The 14,242-nt window shown below is 70.5% G+C and carries 13 protein-coding genes; 7 read left to right on the top strand and 6 right to left on the bottom strand.

The genetic code is table 11. The features are described from left to right. Window positions 1–9 precede the first annotated feature (9 nt). Window positions 10–846, bottom strand: a complete 837-nt coding sequence (locus FNF32_RS08110) for an IclR family transcriptional regulator (protein WP_185961896.1) — start codon at window positions 844–846, stop codon at window positions 10–12. A gap of 225 nt (window positions 847–1,071) precedes the next feature. On the opposite strand from FNF32_RS08110, the gene FNF32_RS08105 reads away from it, so the two are divergent. The 5 genes from FNF32_RS08105 to FNF32_RS08085 all read left to right on the top strand — a co-directional run bounded on the left by FNF32_RS08105 (window position 1,072) and on the right by FNF32_RS08085 (window position 6,280). Further along, window positions 1,072–2,388, top strand: coding sequence for an MFS transporter (locus FNF32_RS08105; protein ID WP_131673470.1), 1,317 nt, complete (start codon window positions 1,072–1,074; stop codon window positions 2,386–2,388). 72 nt (window positions 2,389–2,460) lie between these two features. Continuing rightward, entirely contained in the window at window positions 2,461–3,822 is a 1,362-nt protein-coding gene (gene hmgA / locus FNF32_RS08100) for a homogentisate 1,2-dioxygenase (RefSeq protein WP_185961902.1), read from the top strand. Window positions 3,823–3,882: 60 nt separating this feature from the next. Next, window positions 3,883–5,121, top strand: coding sequence for a fumarylacetoacetase (gene fahA, locus FNF32_RS08095; protein WP_131673477.1), 1,239 nt, complete (start codon window positions 3,883–3,885; stop codon window positions 5,119–5,121). Then, entirely contained in the window at window positions 5,118–5,792 is a 675-nt protein-coding gene (maiA, locus tag FNF32_RS08090; RefSeq protein ID WP_246087741.1) for a maleylacetoacetate isomerase, read from the top strand. Before fahA ends, maiA begins: the two co-directional genes overlap by 4 nt. Window positions 5,793–5,803: 11 nt before the next feature. Continuing rightward, window positions 5,804–6,280, top strand: coding sequence for a MarR family winged helix-turn-helix transcriptional regulator (locus FNF32_RS08085; RefSeq protein WP_131673468.1), 477 nt, complete (start codon window positions 5,804–5,806; stop codon window positions 6,278–6,280). 52 nt (window positions 6,281–6,332) lie between these two features. Here FNF32_RS08085 and FNF32_RS08080 read toward each other — a convergent pair whose 3' ends face one another. The 3 genes from FNF32_RS08080 to FNF32_RS08070 form a co-directional block, all read right to left on the bottom strand. Next, window positions 6,333–7,379 carry a CHAD domain-containing protein gene (locus FNF32_RS08080; RefSeq protein ID WP_131673467.1) on the bottom strand — a complete coding sequence of 349 codons (1,047 nt, stop codon included), beginning with the start codon at window positions 7,377–7,379 and terminating at the stop codon, window positions 6,333–6,335. Next, window positions 7,376–8,290 carry an alpha/beta hydrolase gene (locus FNF32_RS08075; protein ID WP_131673466.1) on the bottom strand — a complete coding sequence of 305 codons (915 nt, stop codon included), beginning with the start codon at window positions 8,288–8,290 and terminating at the stop codon, window positions 7,376–7,378. Before FNF32_RS08075 ends, FNF32_RS08080 begins: the two co-directional genes overlap by 4 nt. Before the next feature lie 121 nt (window positions 8,291–8,411). Then, window positions 8,412–9,716, bottom strand: coding sequence for an NCS2 family permease (locus FNF32_RS08070; protein WP_131673465.1), 1,305 nt, complete (start codon window positions 9,714–9,716; stop codon window positions 8,412–8,414). Between the two features lie 202 nt (window positions 9,717–9,918). Here FNF32_RS08070 and puuE point away from each other — a divergent pair, with 202 nt between their 5' ends. Next, window positions 9,919–11,322: an allantoinase PuuE gene (puuE, locus tag FNF32_RS08065; RefSeq protein WP_131673464.1), complete on the top strand. Its 1,404-nt coding sequence runs from the start codon at window positions 9,919–9,921 to the stop codon at window positions 11,320–11,322. Window positions 11,323–11,544: 222 nt separating this feature from the next. Continuing rightward, window positions 11,545–12,378: a bifunctional allantoicase/(S)-ureidoglycine aminohydrolase gene (locus tag FNF32_RS08060; RefSeq protein WP_425467898.1), complete on the top strand. Its 834-nt coding sequence runs from the start codon at window positions 11,545–11,547 to the stop codon at window positions 12,376–12,378. Between the two features lie 4 nt (window positions 12,379–12,382). On the opposite strand, the gene FNF32_RS08055 is transcribed toward FNF32_RS08060, so the two are convergent. Both FNF32_RS08055 and guaD read right to left on the bottom strand, forming a co-directional pair. After that, complete coding sequence (locus FNF32_RS08055; RefSeq protein WP_131673462.1) at window positions 12,383–12,883, bottom strand: hypothetical protein; 501 nt, start codon at window positions 12,881–12,883, stop codon at window positions 12,383–12,385. A gap of 60 nt (window positions 12,884–12,943) precedes the next feature. Continuing rightward, entirely contained in the window at window positions 12,944–14,233 is a 1,290-nt protein-coding gene (guaD, locus tag FNF32_RS08050) for a guanine deaminase (protein ID WP_131673461.1), read from the bottom strand. Between the last annotated feature and the right edge of the window lie 9 nt (window positions 14,234–14,242).

Below are 14,242 nucleotides of genomic sequence, written 5' to 3'. Positions count from 1 at the left end.
AGGGCCGCGTCAGCCGCCGAGCGCCTGCCCAAGCGCCCGCGCGGCGTTTGCGAGCGAGGCGGCAAGCTGGTCCATCCGCGCCCCCGTCAGCCGCGCCGAAGGCCCGGCCAGCGCCAGCGCCGCCACCGGCTTGCCCAAGCCCCCAAAGACCGGCGCGGCGATGCTGGACAACCCCGCCTGCCATTCGCCCGCGTCGCGGGTCACGCCGGTGTGTCGGATGGTGGCAAGATCGGCGGTCAGCATCCCCTGGTCGGTCAGGGTGGCGTCGGTGTGAAACGGGAACGCGCCGCGCCCCAGCAGCGCCTGCACCCGCTGCAAGGGCAGGTGCGCGATCAGCGCCTTGCCCGCGGCGGTCGCGTGCAGGGGCAGGCGCGCGCCGTCGGGCAGGTCGGCGCGGACCGGGTGCGCGGGGCTGACCTGCCCCACCACCATCGCCGCGTCGCCGTCGGCCACGACCAGCAGCGCGGTTTCGCCGCTGTCCGCGGCCAGCCCGCGCAGGACCGGCGCCGCACGCTCGCCCAGGCCGCCCCGGCGCAGGAACGCGGCGCCAAGGCGAAAGGCGGCCGGGCCGACCGTCCAGCGCTGGGTGGCGGGGTCGATCTCGGCCATGCGGACGGCGGCGAGCGTCGTCAGCAGCCGCAGCACCGTCGTCGCGGGCAGCCGCAAGCGCTGGGCGAGTTCCGCCCGCGTCAGCCCGTCGGCCGCCGCCAGCGCCAGCGCCACGTCGAGCGCGCGGGCGACCACGCGCGAGGTGTCGGGCCCTGCCCTTGCCGTCTCGGCGGGCGGGGCGGTTCGAGCGATGGACGGGGTGTCGGGGTGCCGGGGTTCGGCGTCGTTGCGTGGCACGTCGATCCTGGGGGCTGATTCCGGTGCCCCTTGGTCGCATGGCGGGGGACAGCCGCGCAACGGGTCCGGGCGGGCGCGCCGCAAGCCCGCCGCAAGCCCGTCGCGAGCCCGCTCACATTTCGTTGCACATGAAACATTATGGTTGCCGTTGCAACCACACCTGCCCTACGCACCTTTCAGGCGGCGGCCGCGGACGGATCGCCGGCCGTCCAAGGGGGGGACAGAATGACCTACGTTCAGCCAGGCCCGCATGCGGCGCGCCCGGTCGCCACCGCAGCGCGCGTGCGCCTGCTCATCGCCAGCAGCATGGGCACCATCGTCGAATGGTACGACTTCGCCATCTTCGCCGTCTGCGCGGTGCTGGTGTTCAACACCGCGTTCTTCCCGTCGTCGGACCCGGTCGCGGGCCTGATCGCGGCGCTGATGACGCAGGCGGTGGGCTTTGTCGCGCGGCCGCTGGGCGGCTGGTTCTTCGGCAACCTGGGCGACCGGATCGGGCGCAAGAAGGCGCTGATGTACAGCATCGCCCTGATGGGCGTGTCCACGGTCGCGATGGGGCTTTTGCCCACCTACGCGCAGGTCGGCGTCCTCGCGCCCGTGCTGCTGCTGGTCCTGCGGGTGCTGCAGGGCTTCGCGGTGGGGGGCGAATCGACCGGCGCGCTGGTGATGATCGCGGAAAGCCTGCCCGCGCGGCAGCGCGGCCTGTGGACCGGGTTTCCGATGATCGGCGGGCCGGCCGGGAACGTGCTGGCGACCGCGGCCATCGGCCTTGTCATCGGATGGGTCGGGCAGGACGCGTTCGTCGCCTGGGGCTGGCGGATCCCGTTCCTCGCCTCAATCGTGCTGATCGGCCTTGGCTACTGGATCCGCGCGCGGGTCGAGGAATCGCCCGCCTTCGTCGAGGTGCAGGAAAACCGGCACGAGGTCGTGCAGGCGCCGCTGCGGACCGCGCTGGCCGAGTATCCCGGCGACATGCTGCGGGTGCTGCTGGTGAAGATGGGCGAAAGCACCATGTTCTACCTGTTCTCCAGCTTCTTCATCGTGCTGGCGACGGTCTGGCTGAAGGCGCCGCGCCCCGCCGCGCTGGACGCGGTGTTCTGGGGCTCGCTGGTCGAGGTCGGCTCGATCCTCGCCGCAGGCGCGCTGGCCGACCGGATCGGCCGCCGCCCCGTCACCATCGCGGGCCTCGTCCTGGGGCTCATGGCCGGGTTCCACCTGTTCACCCTGCCCGTCGGTGCCACGCCCGAACAGCTGCGCTGGGCCACGATCCTGACGCTGACCTGCCACGGGATCATCGTCGGCGGCATGTCGGCCTATTTCACCGAACTGTTCCCGGCCCGCGTCCGCTATACCGCCATGTCCACCGCCTATTCGGTGGCGGCGGTCCTGGGCGGGGCGCTGGCGCCCATCGTGGGCACCTGGCTCATGCAGCGTTTCGGCGCGCCCATGGCGGTCGGCTGGTATGCTACGATCATGGCGCTGCCCGCGATCCTCGTCATGCTGACGACGCGCGAGACGCGGGGCGCCGACTTGCTGAAATGACGCCGGCGGGCCGTGCGCCCGCCGCGCCACACCCAAGGCGAAAGGACGACGAAGATGCAGGATGGACGCGTGATGTCCCGGCCCCCGCAGGCGCTGCCCGAGGGGATGACCCAGGACCGGAACGGCAAGGGCACGACCCCGGGCTACATGCCGGGCTTCGGCAACGACTTCGAGACCGAGGCGCTGCCCGGCGCGCTGCCGCAGGGCCAGAACAGCCCGCAGAAGGTGAACTACGGCCTTTACGCCGAGCAGCTGTCGGGCACCGCCTTCACCGCCCACATGCCGGAACGGACCTGGTGCTACCGCATCCGCCCCTCGGTCAAGCACGTGGGCCGCTTCGCCCCGATCGAGGTGCCGCACTGGAAGACCGCGCCGAACGTCCTGCCCGGCGTCACGAGCCTGGGCCAGTACCGCTGGGACCCGGTGCCCCATTCCAGCGAACCGCTGACCTGGATCACCGGGATGCGGACCGTCACCACGGCGGGCGACGTCCACACGCAGGTCGGCATGGCGAGCCACGTCTATCTGGTGTCGCAGTCGATGCAGGACGAATACTTCTATTCCGCCGACAGCGAACTGCTGGTCGTCCCGCAGGAAGGGCGGCTGCGGTTTTGCACCGAGCTGGGCGTGATCGACCTTGAGCCGCAGGAAATCGCGATCATCCCGCGCGGCCTCGTGTATCGCGTGGAGCTGGTCGAGGGCCCCGCCCGCGGCTTTGTCTGCGAAAATTACGGCCAGATGTTCGAGCTGCCGGGCCGCGGCCCGATCGGCGCCAACTGCCTGGCCAACCCGCGCGACTTCAAGTGCCCGGTCGCCGCGTTCGAGGACCGCGAGGCGCGGTCCCGCGTCGTCATCAAGTGGTGCGGCGAGTTCCACGAGACTTTCATCGACCACAGCCCGCTGGACGTGGTGGCGTGGCACGGCAACTACGCCGCCTACAAGTACGACCTGCGCGCCTATTCGCCGGTCGGCGCGATCCTGTTCGACCACCCGGACCCGTCGATCTTCACCGTGCTGACCGCGCCCTCGGGCCTGCCCGGCACCGCGAACATCGACTTCGTGCTGTTCCGCGACCGCTGGCTGGTGGCAGAACATTCGTTCCGCCCGCCCTGGTACCACAAGAACGTCATGTCAGAACTGATGGGCAACATCCACGGCATCTACGACGCCAAGCCCAAGGGGTTCGTTCCGGGCGGCGTCAGCCTGCACAACATGATGCTGCCGCACGGCCCCGACCGGAACGCGTTCGAGCACGGCTCGACCGAGCCGATGGTGCCCGCCAAGCAGGTCGAGACGATGCAGTTCATGTTCGAGACCCGTTTTCCCCAGATGCTCACGAAATGGGCCGCGACCGAGATGCCGCTGCAGGACGACTATGTCGATTGCTGGCAGAGCCTGGAAAAGAAGTTCGACGGCACGCCCGGCACGAAATAAGGGGTGGCCGCCGCGCCGCCCGACCCGACCACGAAGGACCGACCGATGCCCGATACCCGGATGCCCGATAGCCGGACGACCGAAACCCCGACGACCGACGCCCCGACCAGCTGGATCGACAGCGCGAACGACCCCGGCACCGACTTTCCGCTGCAGAACCTGCCCTACGGCGTGTTCTCCATCGGCGGGGGCGCGCCCCGCTGCGGGGTCGCGATCGGCGACCGGATCGTGGATCTGGCGGCGGCGGAACAGGCGGGCAAGCTGGACGCGGGCGGCACGTTTTCCGCCCCCGTCCTCAACGACTTCATCGCGCTGGGCCGCCCCGCATGGGACCGGGTCCGCGCGCGGCTGACGGAACTGCTGGCCGAAGGCGGCGACCGCGACCTGCCCACCGTGGCGATGGCCGACGCGACGCTGCACCTGCCGATCCGGGTGGCGGAGTTCACGGACTTCTACGCCTCGAAGAACCACGCCTACAACGTGGGCGTCCTGTTTCGCGGCCCGGAAAACGCGCTGCCGCCGCAATGGACCCACATGCCCATCGGCTATAACGGGCGCGCATCGTCGGTCGTCGTGTCGGGCACCGACATCGTCCGCCCGATGGGGCAGGTGAAGGGCGAGAACGGCCCCGAATGGACCGCCTGCCGCCGTCTCGACCTGGAACTGGAACTGGGCGCCATCGTCGGCGCCGACACCCCGATGGGCGAGCGGCTGAGCGTCGAGTCGGCCGAGCGCGCGATCTTCGGCTACGTCCTTCTGAACGACTGGTCGGCGCGCGACATCCAGGCGTGGGAATACCAGCCGCTCGGGCCGTTCCAGGCCAAGGCGCTGGGGACCACGATCAGCCCGTGGATCGTCACCGTCGCCGCGCTGGAACCGTTCCGCTGCAACGGCGCCACCCGCGACAACCCGCTGCTGCCCTATCTCCACGAGGAACGGCCCGGCTTCTTCGACCTGACGGTCGGCTGGACCATGAACGGGCAGGACATGGCCCGCACGAACTACAACGTGATGTATTATTCGTCGGCGCAGCAGCTGGCGCACCACACCGAAAGCGGCTGCCCGATGCGGGTGGGCGACCTGCTGGGGACCGGCACCATCTCGGGGCCAGCGCGGGACCAGACCGGGGCGCTGCTGGAGATGACGGCGGGCGGCAAGGAACCCGTCACCGTCAACGGCGAGGCCCGGACCTTCATCCAGGACGGCGACACGGTCGCGCTTTACGGCTTTGCCGAAGGGCCGGGCTACCGGATCGGCTTTGGCCCCTGCTCGGGCAGGATCCTGCCCGCGAGGGCGTGACCGTGATCCGGCCGGTCCTGCACGACTACTACCGCTCGTCCGCCGCTTACCGCGTCAGGCTGGCGCTGGCGCTGAAAGGGATCGACTACGACACGGTCGCGGTGGACCTGACCCAGGGCGCGCAGCGCGGCGACGGCCACCTGCGGCTGAACCCGCAGGGGCTGGTCCCGGTGCTTGAGATCGACGGGCTGGCGCTGACCCAGTCGCTGGCCATCATCGCCTATCTGGACGAGACGCGGCCCACGCCGCCGCTGCTTCCCGACGATGCGGCCGCGCGCGCCACGGCCCGCGCGATCGTGATGGCCATCGCCTGCGACATCCATCCGCTGTCGAACCTGCGGGTGCTGAACCGGGTCGAGGCGCTGGCGGGCGCCGATGCGCGGGCGCGGTGGAATACCGACAACATCGCCAGCGGCCTTGCCGCGGTCGAACGGCTGCTGGACCGGGCGCCGGGCGGACGCTTTGCGATGGGCGACGATCCCGGACTTGCGGATTGCGCCGTGGTGCCGCAGCTTTACAACGCCGCCCGCTGGGGGGTGCCGATCGACGGCTGGCCGAACCTGTTGCGGATCGCCGAAAGCGCGGCGGTGGACGAGCGGATGGTTGCGGCCCACCCCGACCGGGCTAAGGCGGCGGCCGAGGCGGCAGGGGGTGGCAAAAGGACTTCCTGACGGGGGCGTGGATGCAGATCGAGGACTTCTTTCCCTATCGCCTCGCGGTCACGGCCGATGCGTTCTCGCGCCAGCTTGCCGCCGTCTATGGCGGCGATCACGGGCTCAGCCGCGAGGAATGGCGCTTCCTGTTCCTTCTGGAGGGGTCGGGCGGGGTCAGTTCGCTGTCGCTGTCCAAGCGCACCTCGCTCGACAAGGTGCAGGTCAGCCGCGCCGCCGGGCGGCTCGAGGACAAGGGGCTGATTACCCGCACCGTGCTGGGATCGGACCGCCGGCAACGCAACTACCGCATTACGGACGCGGGCGAGGCGCTGTTCCGCGCGGCGCTTGCGTCGGTCGAGGCGCGGTCCGAGGCGATCCTGGGCGCGATGACCCCGGACGAACGCGCGGCACTGGTCCGCGCCATCGACGCGCTCGACCGCGCGGTGGCGCAGGTGGCCGAACCGGCTGAGCCGCCGCCCGACGCGCAGGTCGCCGCCCGGTCCTGAGGGGTGGGGGTTCGTTCGCGCCGCGACGCGAACGGACCCTTCGCCGCAACCCTCAGCCAGCCGCGGAACCCGCCCACCACGGACCCTTGTCGCGCAACCGGTCCCAGCCCTTCTGCGCGGCCTTGGCCGCCGCCGATTCCCGCGCGTCCAGATCGTCGGGCAGATGCGGGGCGGCGTCATCGGTCGTTTCGGCGTCCGCGTCGTCGCCCGCCTGCGCCTCGGCATGGGCGCGGAAACCCGCAATGTCGTTCATGATGCCAAGCGCATCCTGCAGCTTGGTCATGCGCGACAGGAACCCCTTGGCCGGGTCGCCCGGCCAGAGCGGGCGGAACGCCTCGGACAGGTAGCGCATCGACTTGGCGTCCTTGCGGAACTCGTGCCGGTCCTCGATCGACAGCGCCGACAGGTCGTCGCCGAATGCGAGCATCGCGGTCCACGCCTCGTGCATGGCGCGCTGCCCCGCGACCTGCGCCGGCGCGTCGCCCAGCCGCCGCCCCGCGCCGCCCTTGCGCCAGAACCGGGGATCGGCAAGCCGCGTGTCCAACTGCGCGGTCAGGGTCTGCGCCGCCGGGTCAGAAAGCCGGGCGCGCAGTTCGTCGCGCAGCGCGGCGGCCGCCGCGCGGTGGGCGTCGGCGGCGGGCGTGTCCGCAAACTCCTCGGCCCGAACGTCGGCGTCGCGCAGCGGGCCAAAGGCGCGGAACGCCTGCCGCAGGTCGCGCTGCAGCGATTTCAGCCCGTCCTGCGACAGGATCGGGGCGAACCCGCCCAGGATCGCGCGCATCCGCCGCAGCGCGACCCGCGCCTTGTGGGTCGGTTCGGGGTCGGCGGTTTCCAGAACCAGCGCGCGCTGCCGGTCGTATTCGGCCGCACCCGCGCGCAGGAACGACGCCAGCGCCTCGGCCCCGGTCATGCCGGCCTGCACGGATCGCGCGGGCTTGGACGCCTGATCCGCCGTCGCGCCGGCCACCACGGGTTCCAGCCCCGCCGTCTCGGCCGCCGCGCGGCGGCGCTTGCGGGTCTTTCCGCCGTCGCGCCCGGTCGCGGCCCCGGCCGCTGCCCTGGGTTCTGCCTTGCGGTCCTTGCGGTCTGACTTCTTCATCTCGCGTCCTTTTCTTGTTGGCGCGCCGCCGCCGCCGCCGCCGCCGTCGCCGTCACGGCGCGCGTCGCGCGGTCGAGCGCGCGGGCCAGCGTCCCTTCGGGATCGTTCAGGCTCAGCGCGATGTCGAAATGGTGGTAACCGGGCATGTCGAGCGGATCGGCCCGGTTGCCGGCGGCGGTCCAGGCGGCCACATAGTCGGCGGTCTGGCGCCTGAACTCGAAGGTCTCGTCCCCGCCCGCGGCGGCCAGCAGGATCGCGGGTCCGCCCGTGGGCAGGTGGCGGATCGGGCTGTTGCGCGCGACCATCCCGTCGTCGAACTGCATGAAGTCGTCGACATAGCTGTGCCGCAGCGGCTCAAGATCGTGCAGCCCCGACAGCGCCAGCCCGACCCCGATCGTGTCGGCGGGGATGCCGAAGCCCCCCGTCCAGCCGTCCGCCAGCAGCATGCCCACCAACTGCCCGCCCGCCGACGACCCGCCGACGGCGAAGGGCTGCGGCCCGATCCCGAAGCGGTCGCGGCGAAGGGCGAGGAACGCCACCGCCGCGCGCACCTGCCGCACGATCTCGTCCAGCGTCGCGCGGGGCACCAGCGTGTAGTCGATGACCGCCACGTGAAAGCCGCGCCCGTGCGGCCCCCGCACCGCAAACGCGTTGTCTCCCCTGGACAGCGCCCGCCAGTAGCCGCCGTGGATCCACACGAACAACGGCGCGCCCGGGTCCGCCGGATAGAAGTCCAGCCGCTCGCCGCTTGCCTCGTCATAGACGATGTCGGGCAGGCAGGCCAGGTCGGCGCGCACCCGGTCGCTTTCGGTGCGATAGCGCGCCAGCTCGGCTTCGTAGTCCGCGACGGTCTCGCGGGCATTGTACTGCCGGTCCATCTCGGCCCGGTCGTAGCGTGGGGGTTGGGTCATCGATCCTCGGCCGCGCCGGACGAAGGGCACCGGCGCCGGACACTACGCCCGCCGAGGGAAAAAGTTCACCAGGGTCATGGGCGCGCCTTGCCAGGCACGCCCCTATTTACGCCGCGCGCGTTCACCCCTGCGGGAAGAACACGAACCGCACCACGAACAGCGCGGCCACCAGCCACGTCGCCGGATGCACCTCGCGCGCGCGCCCGGTCAGCAGCTTGAGAACCGCGTAGCTGACGAAGCCGAAGGCAAGGCCGTTCGCGATGGAATAGGTGAAGGGCATCGCGATGGCGGTCAGGACGGCCGGCGCCGCCTCGGTCGCGTCGTCCCAGACCACCTCGGAAAACTCGCGCAGCATCAGCGTGGCGACGTAGAGCAGCGCGGGCGCGGTGGCGTGGGCGGGGACCGACCCGGCCAAGGGCGACAGGAACATCGCCAGCAGGAACAGCACCGCGACCGTCAGCGCGGTCAGGCCCGTGCGCCCGCCCGCCTGCACGCCCGACGCGCTTTCGATATAGGCGGTGGTGGACGACGTCCCCAGCATCGAGCCCGCGACGATCGCGGTCGAATCCGCCATCAGCGCCCGGCTGAGGCCGCGGTTCGTGTGCTGCGGCCCCTCGGTCAGCAGGCCCGCGCGCTTGGCGACCCCGATCAGGGTGCCGGTGGCGTCGAACACCTCGACCAGCACCATGACCAGGATCACGTGCAGGATGCCCGTCTGCAGCGCGCCGGGGATGTCCAGCTGCAGCAGCGTCGGCGTGATGGGCGGCGGGGGCGAGACGATGCCGCCGAAGGCGCTGGCGCCGATGGCGATGGAAACCACGGTGATGACCAGGATCCCGATCAGGATCGCGCCCGGCACCCGCAGGTGATCGAGCGCGGCGATGACGAAGAAGCCCGCGATCGTCAGAAGCGGCGCGGTTTGCGTGAGGTTGCCCAAGCCCACCAGCGTGGCGGGGTTCGCGACGACGATGCCCGCCGTCTTCAGCGCGATGATGGCAAGGAACATCCCGATGCCGGCCGCGATGGCGCTGCGCATGGACCGGGGGATCCCCTCGATCAGCCAGCGCCGCACGCCGGTCAGCGTCAGCAAAAGGAAGATCACGCCCGAGATGAACACCGCGCCCAGCGCCTGCTGCCAGCTGTAGCCCAGCGCGCCGACGACGGTGAAGGCGAAGAACGCGTTCAGCCCCATGCCGGGCGCCATGCCGATCGGCCAGTTCGCCCACAGCGCCATCACCAGCGACCCCAGCGCGGCGGCAAGGCAGGTCGCCACGAACACCGCGTCCCGGTCCATCCCGGTCGTGGACAGGATGTCAGGGTTGACGAAGATGATGTAGGCCATCGTCAGGAACGTGGTCAGCCCCGCGAGCAGCTCGACCCGCACGCTGGTGCCCTTGGCCCGCAGGCCGAAGAACTGTTCGAGCATGTTTGAAACTATCCTCCTGCGGACAAGCTCCGCCTGCGTTCTTTATGACGGTTTTGTGTTGAGGAATCATCCCAGAAGCGGAGCGCGGATGCGGCGCGCGCGGGATATTTCCGCATTGTCGCAAAGCTGCATCAGCGACGGGCACCCTTGGCGCTGTCCGCGGTTGCGCTAGTCTGGCGGCGCCACGCAAGAAGGGGGTCCCATGCGTTACAGCCGCGACATGCGCGGGCACGGCGAGGTCGCGCCCGACCCGGCCTGGCCGGGGGGCGCCCGCATCGCCGTCCAGATCGTGGTGAACTACGAGGAGGGCGGCGAGAACTCGGTCGAGCACGGCGACGCCGCGTCCGAGGCGTTCCTGTCCGAGATCGTGGGCGCGCAGCCCTGGCCCGGGCAGCGGCACTGGAACATGGAATCGATCTACGACTACGGCGCGCGGGCCGGGTTCTGGCGGCTCTACCGCCTGCTCGAAGGGATCCCTGTCACCTGCTACGGCGTCGCGACCGCGCTGGCCCGCAGCCCCGAACAGACCCGCGCGATGATCGACGCGGGCTGGGAAATGGCGACCCACGGGCTGAAGTGGATCGACTACAAGGATGTCCCGCGCGAGGTCGAGGCGGACCACATCGCCCGCGCCGTGGAATTGCACACCCAGGTCACCGGGTCGCGGCCGCAGGGGTTCTACCAGGGCCGCGCGTCGATGAACACGGTCGCGCTGGGTTGCGAGGAGGGGGGCTTTGCCTATCTTGCCGACAGCTATGCCGACGAGCTGCCCTATTGGCACATCCATGACGGGCGGCCGCAGCTGATCGTGCCCTACACGCTCGACGCCAACGACATGCGCTTCGCCAATGGCGGCTTCACCAACGGCGAGGAGTTCTTCATCTACCTGCGCGACGCCTTCGACTGCCTTTACCGCGAGGGCGCGCAGGGCCGCCCTCGGATGCTGTCGATCGGCCTTCACTGCCGCCTCGCCGGGCGGCCGGGCCGGGCCGAGGGTGTGCGGCGGTTCCTCGACCATGTGCGCGCGCATGACGGCGTGTGGTTCGCGACCCGGCTCGACATCGCCCGGCACTGGATGGTGACGCACCCCTTCGCCGCCGCCGAGCGCCCGTCGCAGATGGACCGCGACGCATTTGTCGCTCGCTTCGGGTCGATCTACGAACACTCGCCCTGGGTCGCGGAACGCACCTGGGACGCCGAAATGGGCGCCGCCCACGACAGCGCCGCGGGTCTCGCCGCCGCGATGGCGCGCCAGTTCCGCGCCGCCGGCGACGACGACCGCCTGGGCGTCCTGCGGGCCCACCCCGACCTCGCCGGCAAGCTCGCGGCCGCGAAGCGCCTGACCGCCGACAGCAGCGCCGAACAGGCAAGCGCCGGGCTCGACGCCCTGACCGACGCTGAACGGTCCGGCTTCACCCGCCTGAACGAGGCGTATGTCGCCCGCCACGGCTTTCCCTTCATCATCGCGGTCCGCGACCACGACAAGGCGGGGATCATGGCGGCGATGACCCGCCGCCTCGACAACGACACCGCCACCGAACGGACCGAGGCGGAACGCCAGGTCGCACGGATCGGCGAGTTGCGGCTAAAGGCGATGCTGGACTGAAACAGGACGGGGGCGCTGCCCCCGCCGCGCGATGCGCGCCTCCCCCGGGATATTTCGTCAAAGAAGAACGTGCGAGGTTCTTCTTTGCCCAAGTATCCTCCGGGGGTCCGGGGGTGGAAACCCCCGGTGCGGGCGCCGCCAACTTACAGGAGCTTGGACATGATCGACGACACCGTTCCCACCGGCAACCCCGCGACGATCCCGGGCGAGCGCCCGTCCCCGGTGCGAAGCGGCAACTACGCGGGTCCGGTCGCGGGCCTGCCGCCGCAGACCGGCCTGACCACGGACACCGCCGTCTTCACCGACGCCTATGCCGTGATCCCGCGCAGCGTCATGCGCGACATCGTCACCAGCTTCCTTCCCGGCTGGACGGGGATGCGGATGTGGATGCTCGCCCGGCCGCTCAGCGGATTTGCGGAAACCTTCAGCCAGTACGTGGTCGAACTGGCCGAGGGCGGCGGCTGCGACGCGCCCGAGACGGACCCCGAGGTGCAGTCCGCCCTGTTCGTCACCGCGGGCGAGATCGACGTCACCATCGCCGGCGCGCGCCACCGGCTTGGACCGGGCGGCTTCGCCTATGTTCCGCCGGGCACCGACTGGTCGGTCGTGAACGCGACGCCCGGCAATGCGGGCTTCCACTGGTTCCGCAAGCGCTGGCAGCCCGTCCCCGGCATCACCCCGCCCGACCCGATCGTCGCGCATGAACAGGACATCGCGCCGTCCGCCATGCCCGACACCGAAGGCGCCTGGGCCACCACCCGCTTCATGGACCCCGCCGACCTGCGCCACGACATGCACGTCACCGTCGTGACCTTCGGCCCCGGCGGGTCGATCCCGTTCGCGGAAACCCACGTGATGGAACACGGGCTGTTCGTGCTGGAAGGCAAGGCCGTCTATCGCCTGAACCGCGACTGGGTCGAGGTGGGGCCGGGCGACTTCATGTGGCTGCGCGCGTTCTGCCCGCAGGCCTGCTACGCCGGCGGGCCGGGGCGGTTCCGCTATCTGCTCTACAAGGACGTGAACCGCCACGCGGCGCTGTGGCCGGTGCGGGGATAGGCGGCTAGGGCTCGAAATCCGCCCCGGCCGAGCCGATGACGATCACCGGCGCGTCCCTGTTCTCGATGAAGTGACCTTCGAGATAGGGCAGCGCCGACAGCCGGAACGAGACGCCGACGCCGAACCCCCACGGCCTCGGTTCACGCAGTTCGCAAGTCCGGTAGCCGTCGATCCGCGCGGCGGGCGCATTGACGAAGTCGCGGTTCGACAGCATCGCGATCCGCTGCCCGGCATCCCACAGATGCACGTCCTGGATCGTGCCCGCGTTGCGGAAGCCCGCGATCTGCCGGAACCCGAGGAACACCCGGATCAGCTTCATCCGCGCGCCGTTCAGGATCACGGGCGAGGGGATCGCAATGTGGAACCAGCGCGCGAATCCCGGACGCATCGTGATCTGCGTACCCCAGCCGTAGTGATTGAAGTTGAGAAGACCGCCGTCCTCTGCCGGGGGACTTTCGGCGACCACCGCATTCCCATGCACCCAACTGGCCGTGAAACCGACCATTTCCTCGCTCCTTCCAGAACGAACGTGGTGCGATTCTTATATCATAAGCGGCGGCTGCGATCACCCCTTCATCGCCCGCCCCTGCACATAGGTCTGCGCCACCGCCCGGTCGTCGCCCATGATCTGCAGGATGAACAGCTCCTCCGCCAGCGATCCCGCCGCGTCGGCGCGAAGCGCCATCGCGGGCGTCGCGCGCGGGTCCAGCACCACGAGGTCGGCGTGGCGGCCGGGGGCGATCCGGCCGATCTCGTCCTCCATCCCCAGCGCGATGGCGTTGCCGCGCGTGGCCCAGTGAAACGCCTGCAGCGGGTGCATCGGCCGGCCCTGCAACTGCGCGATCTTGTAGGCCTCGTTCAGCGTCGCCAGCATCGAATAGCTGGTGCCCGCGCCGATGTCGGTGGCGACGCCGGTGACCACGCCCGCCGCGCGCGCCGAATGATCGTCGAAAAGGCCCGAGCCGAGGAACAGGTTCGAGGTTGGGCAGTGGATCGCCCGCGTCCCGGTGTCCGCCATGCGCGCAAGCTCGCGCGCACCCAGGTGGATCGCGTGGCCCATCAGCGTGCGCGGACCCAGCAGCCCCTCGCGGTCATAGACGTCGAGGTAGTCGCGCGCCTGCGGATACAGCGACAGGGTGAAGTCGATTTCCGCGCGGTTCTCGCTGAGATGCGTTTGCACGTGCAGGCCGGGATGCTCGGCCGCCAGCGTCCCCGCCGCGCGCAACTGTTCCGGCGTCGAGGTGATCGCGAAGCGGGGCGAGATCGCGTAGCGCAGCCGGTCGCGCCCGTGCCAGCGGGCGATCAGCGCCGTGGTCTCGTCATAGCCCCGCTGCGGGGTGTCCAGAAGGCCGTCCGGCGCGTTCCGGTCCATCATCACCTTGCCCGCGACCATCGCCATGCCGCGCGCCTGCGCGCCCGCGAACAGCGCCTCGGCGCTTTCCGGGTGGACCGAACAGAAGGCGCAGGCCGTCGTCGTTCCATGTGCCAGCAGCAGGTCCAGGAACGCGCCCGCCATCGCGCCCGCGTGGGCCGCGTCCGCGAACTTCAGCTCGGCCGGGAAGGTGTAGGTGTTGAGCCAGTCAAGCAACTGCTCGCCCCAGCTCGCGATCACCTGCACTTGCGGAAAGTGGATGTGCGGGTCGATGAAGCCGGGCATGACGATGTGGGGCCGGTGGTCGATCAGGGCCGCGCCGGCCGCGTCGGCGCGGGCCGCCACGTCGGCGTGGTCGCCCACCGCGACGATCCGGCCCGCGTCGATCAGGATCGCGCCGTTCTCGTGGTAGTCGTGATTGTCGGCGCTGTCGGCCGGATCGGCATGGAAGGTCAGGACGCGGCCGCGCACGAGGGTTTTCATCGGTGTCTC

Origin of the sequence: Paracoccus marinus (assembly GCF_007018965.1) — a bacterium.
GTDB lineage: Bacteria > Pseudomonadota > Alphaproteobacteria > Rhodobacterales > Rhodobacteraceae > Paracoccus > Paracoccus marinus.
This window is presented reverse-complemented; position numbering and strand designations above follow the sequence as displayed.

Excerpts from the sequence above, each read along its gene's own strand:
- FNF32_RS08080 (WP_131673467.1), bottom strand. The coding sequence starts at position 7,379 with ATGAAGAAGTCAGACCGCAAGGACCGCAAGGCAGAACCCAGGGCAGCG.
- FNF32_RS08075 (WP_131673466.1), bottom strand. The coding sequence starts at position 8,290 with ATGACCCAACCCCCACGCTACGACCGGGCCGAGATGGACCGGCAGTAC.
- guaD (WP_131673461.1), bottom strand. The coding sequence starts at position 14,233 with ATGAAAACCCTCGTGCGCGGCCGCGTCCTGACCTTCCATGCCGATCCG.
- fahA (WP_131673477.1), top strand. The coding sequence starts at position 3,883 with ATGCCCGATAGCCGGACGACCGAAACCCCGACGACCGACGCCCCGACC.
- hmgA (WP_185961902.1), top strand. The coding sequence starts at position 2,461 with ATGTCCCGGCCCCCGCAGGCGCTGCCCGAGGGGATGACCCAGGACCGG.
- FNF32_RS08105 (WP_131673470.1), top strand. The coding sequence starts at position 1,072 with ATGACCTACGTTCAGCCAGGCCCGCATGCGGCGCGCCCGGTCGCCACC.
- puuE (WP_131673464.1), top strand. The coding sequence starts at position 9,919 with ATGCGTTACAGCCGCGACATGCGCGGGCACGGCGAGGTCGCGCCCGAC.
- FNF32_RS08055 (WP_131673462.1), bottom strand. The coding sequence starts at position 12,883 with ATGGTCGGTTTCACGGCCAGTTGGGTGCATGGGAATGCGGTGGTCGCC.
- FNF32_RS08085 (WP_131673468.1), top strand. The coding sequence starts at position 5,804 with ATGCAGATCGAGGACTTCTTTCCCTATCGCCTCGCGGTCACGGCCGAT.
- FNF32_RS08070 (WP_131673465.1), bottom strand. The coding sequence starts at position 9,716 with ATGCTCGAACAGTTCTTCGGCCTGCGGGCCAAGGGCACCAGCGTGCGG.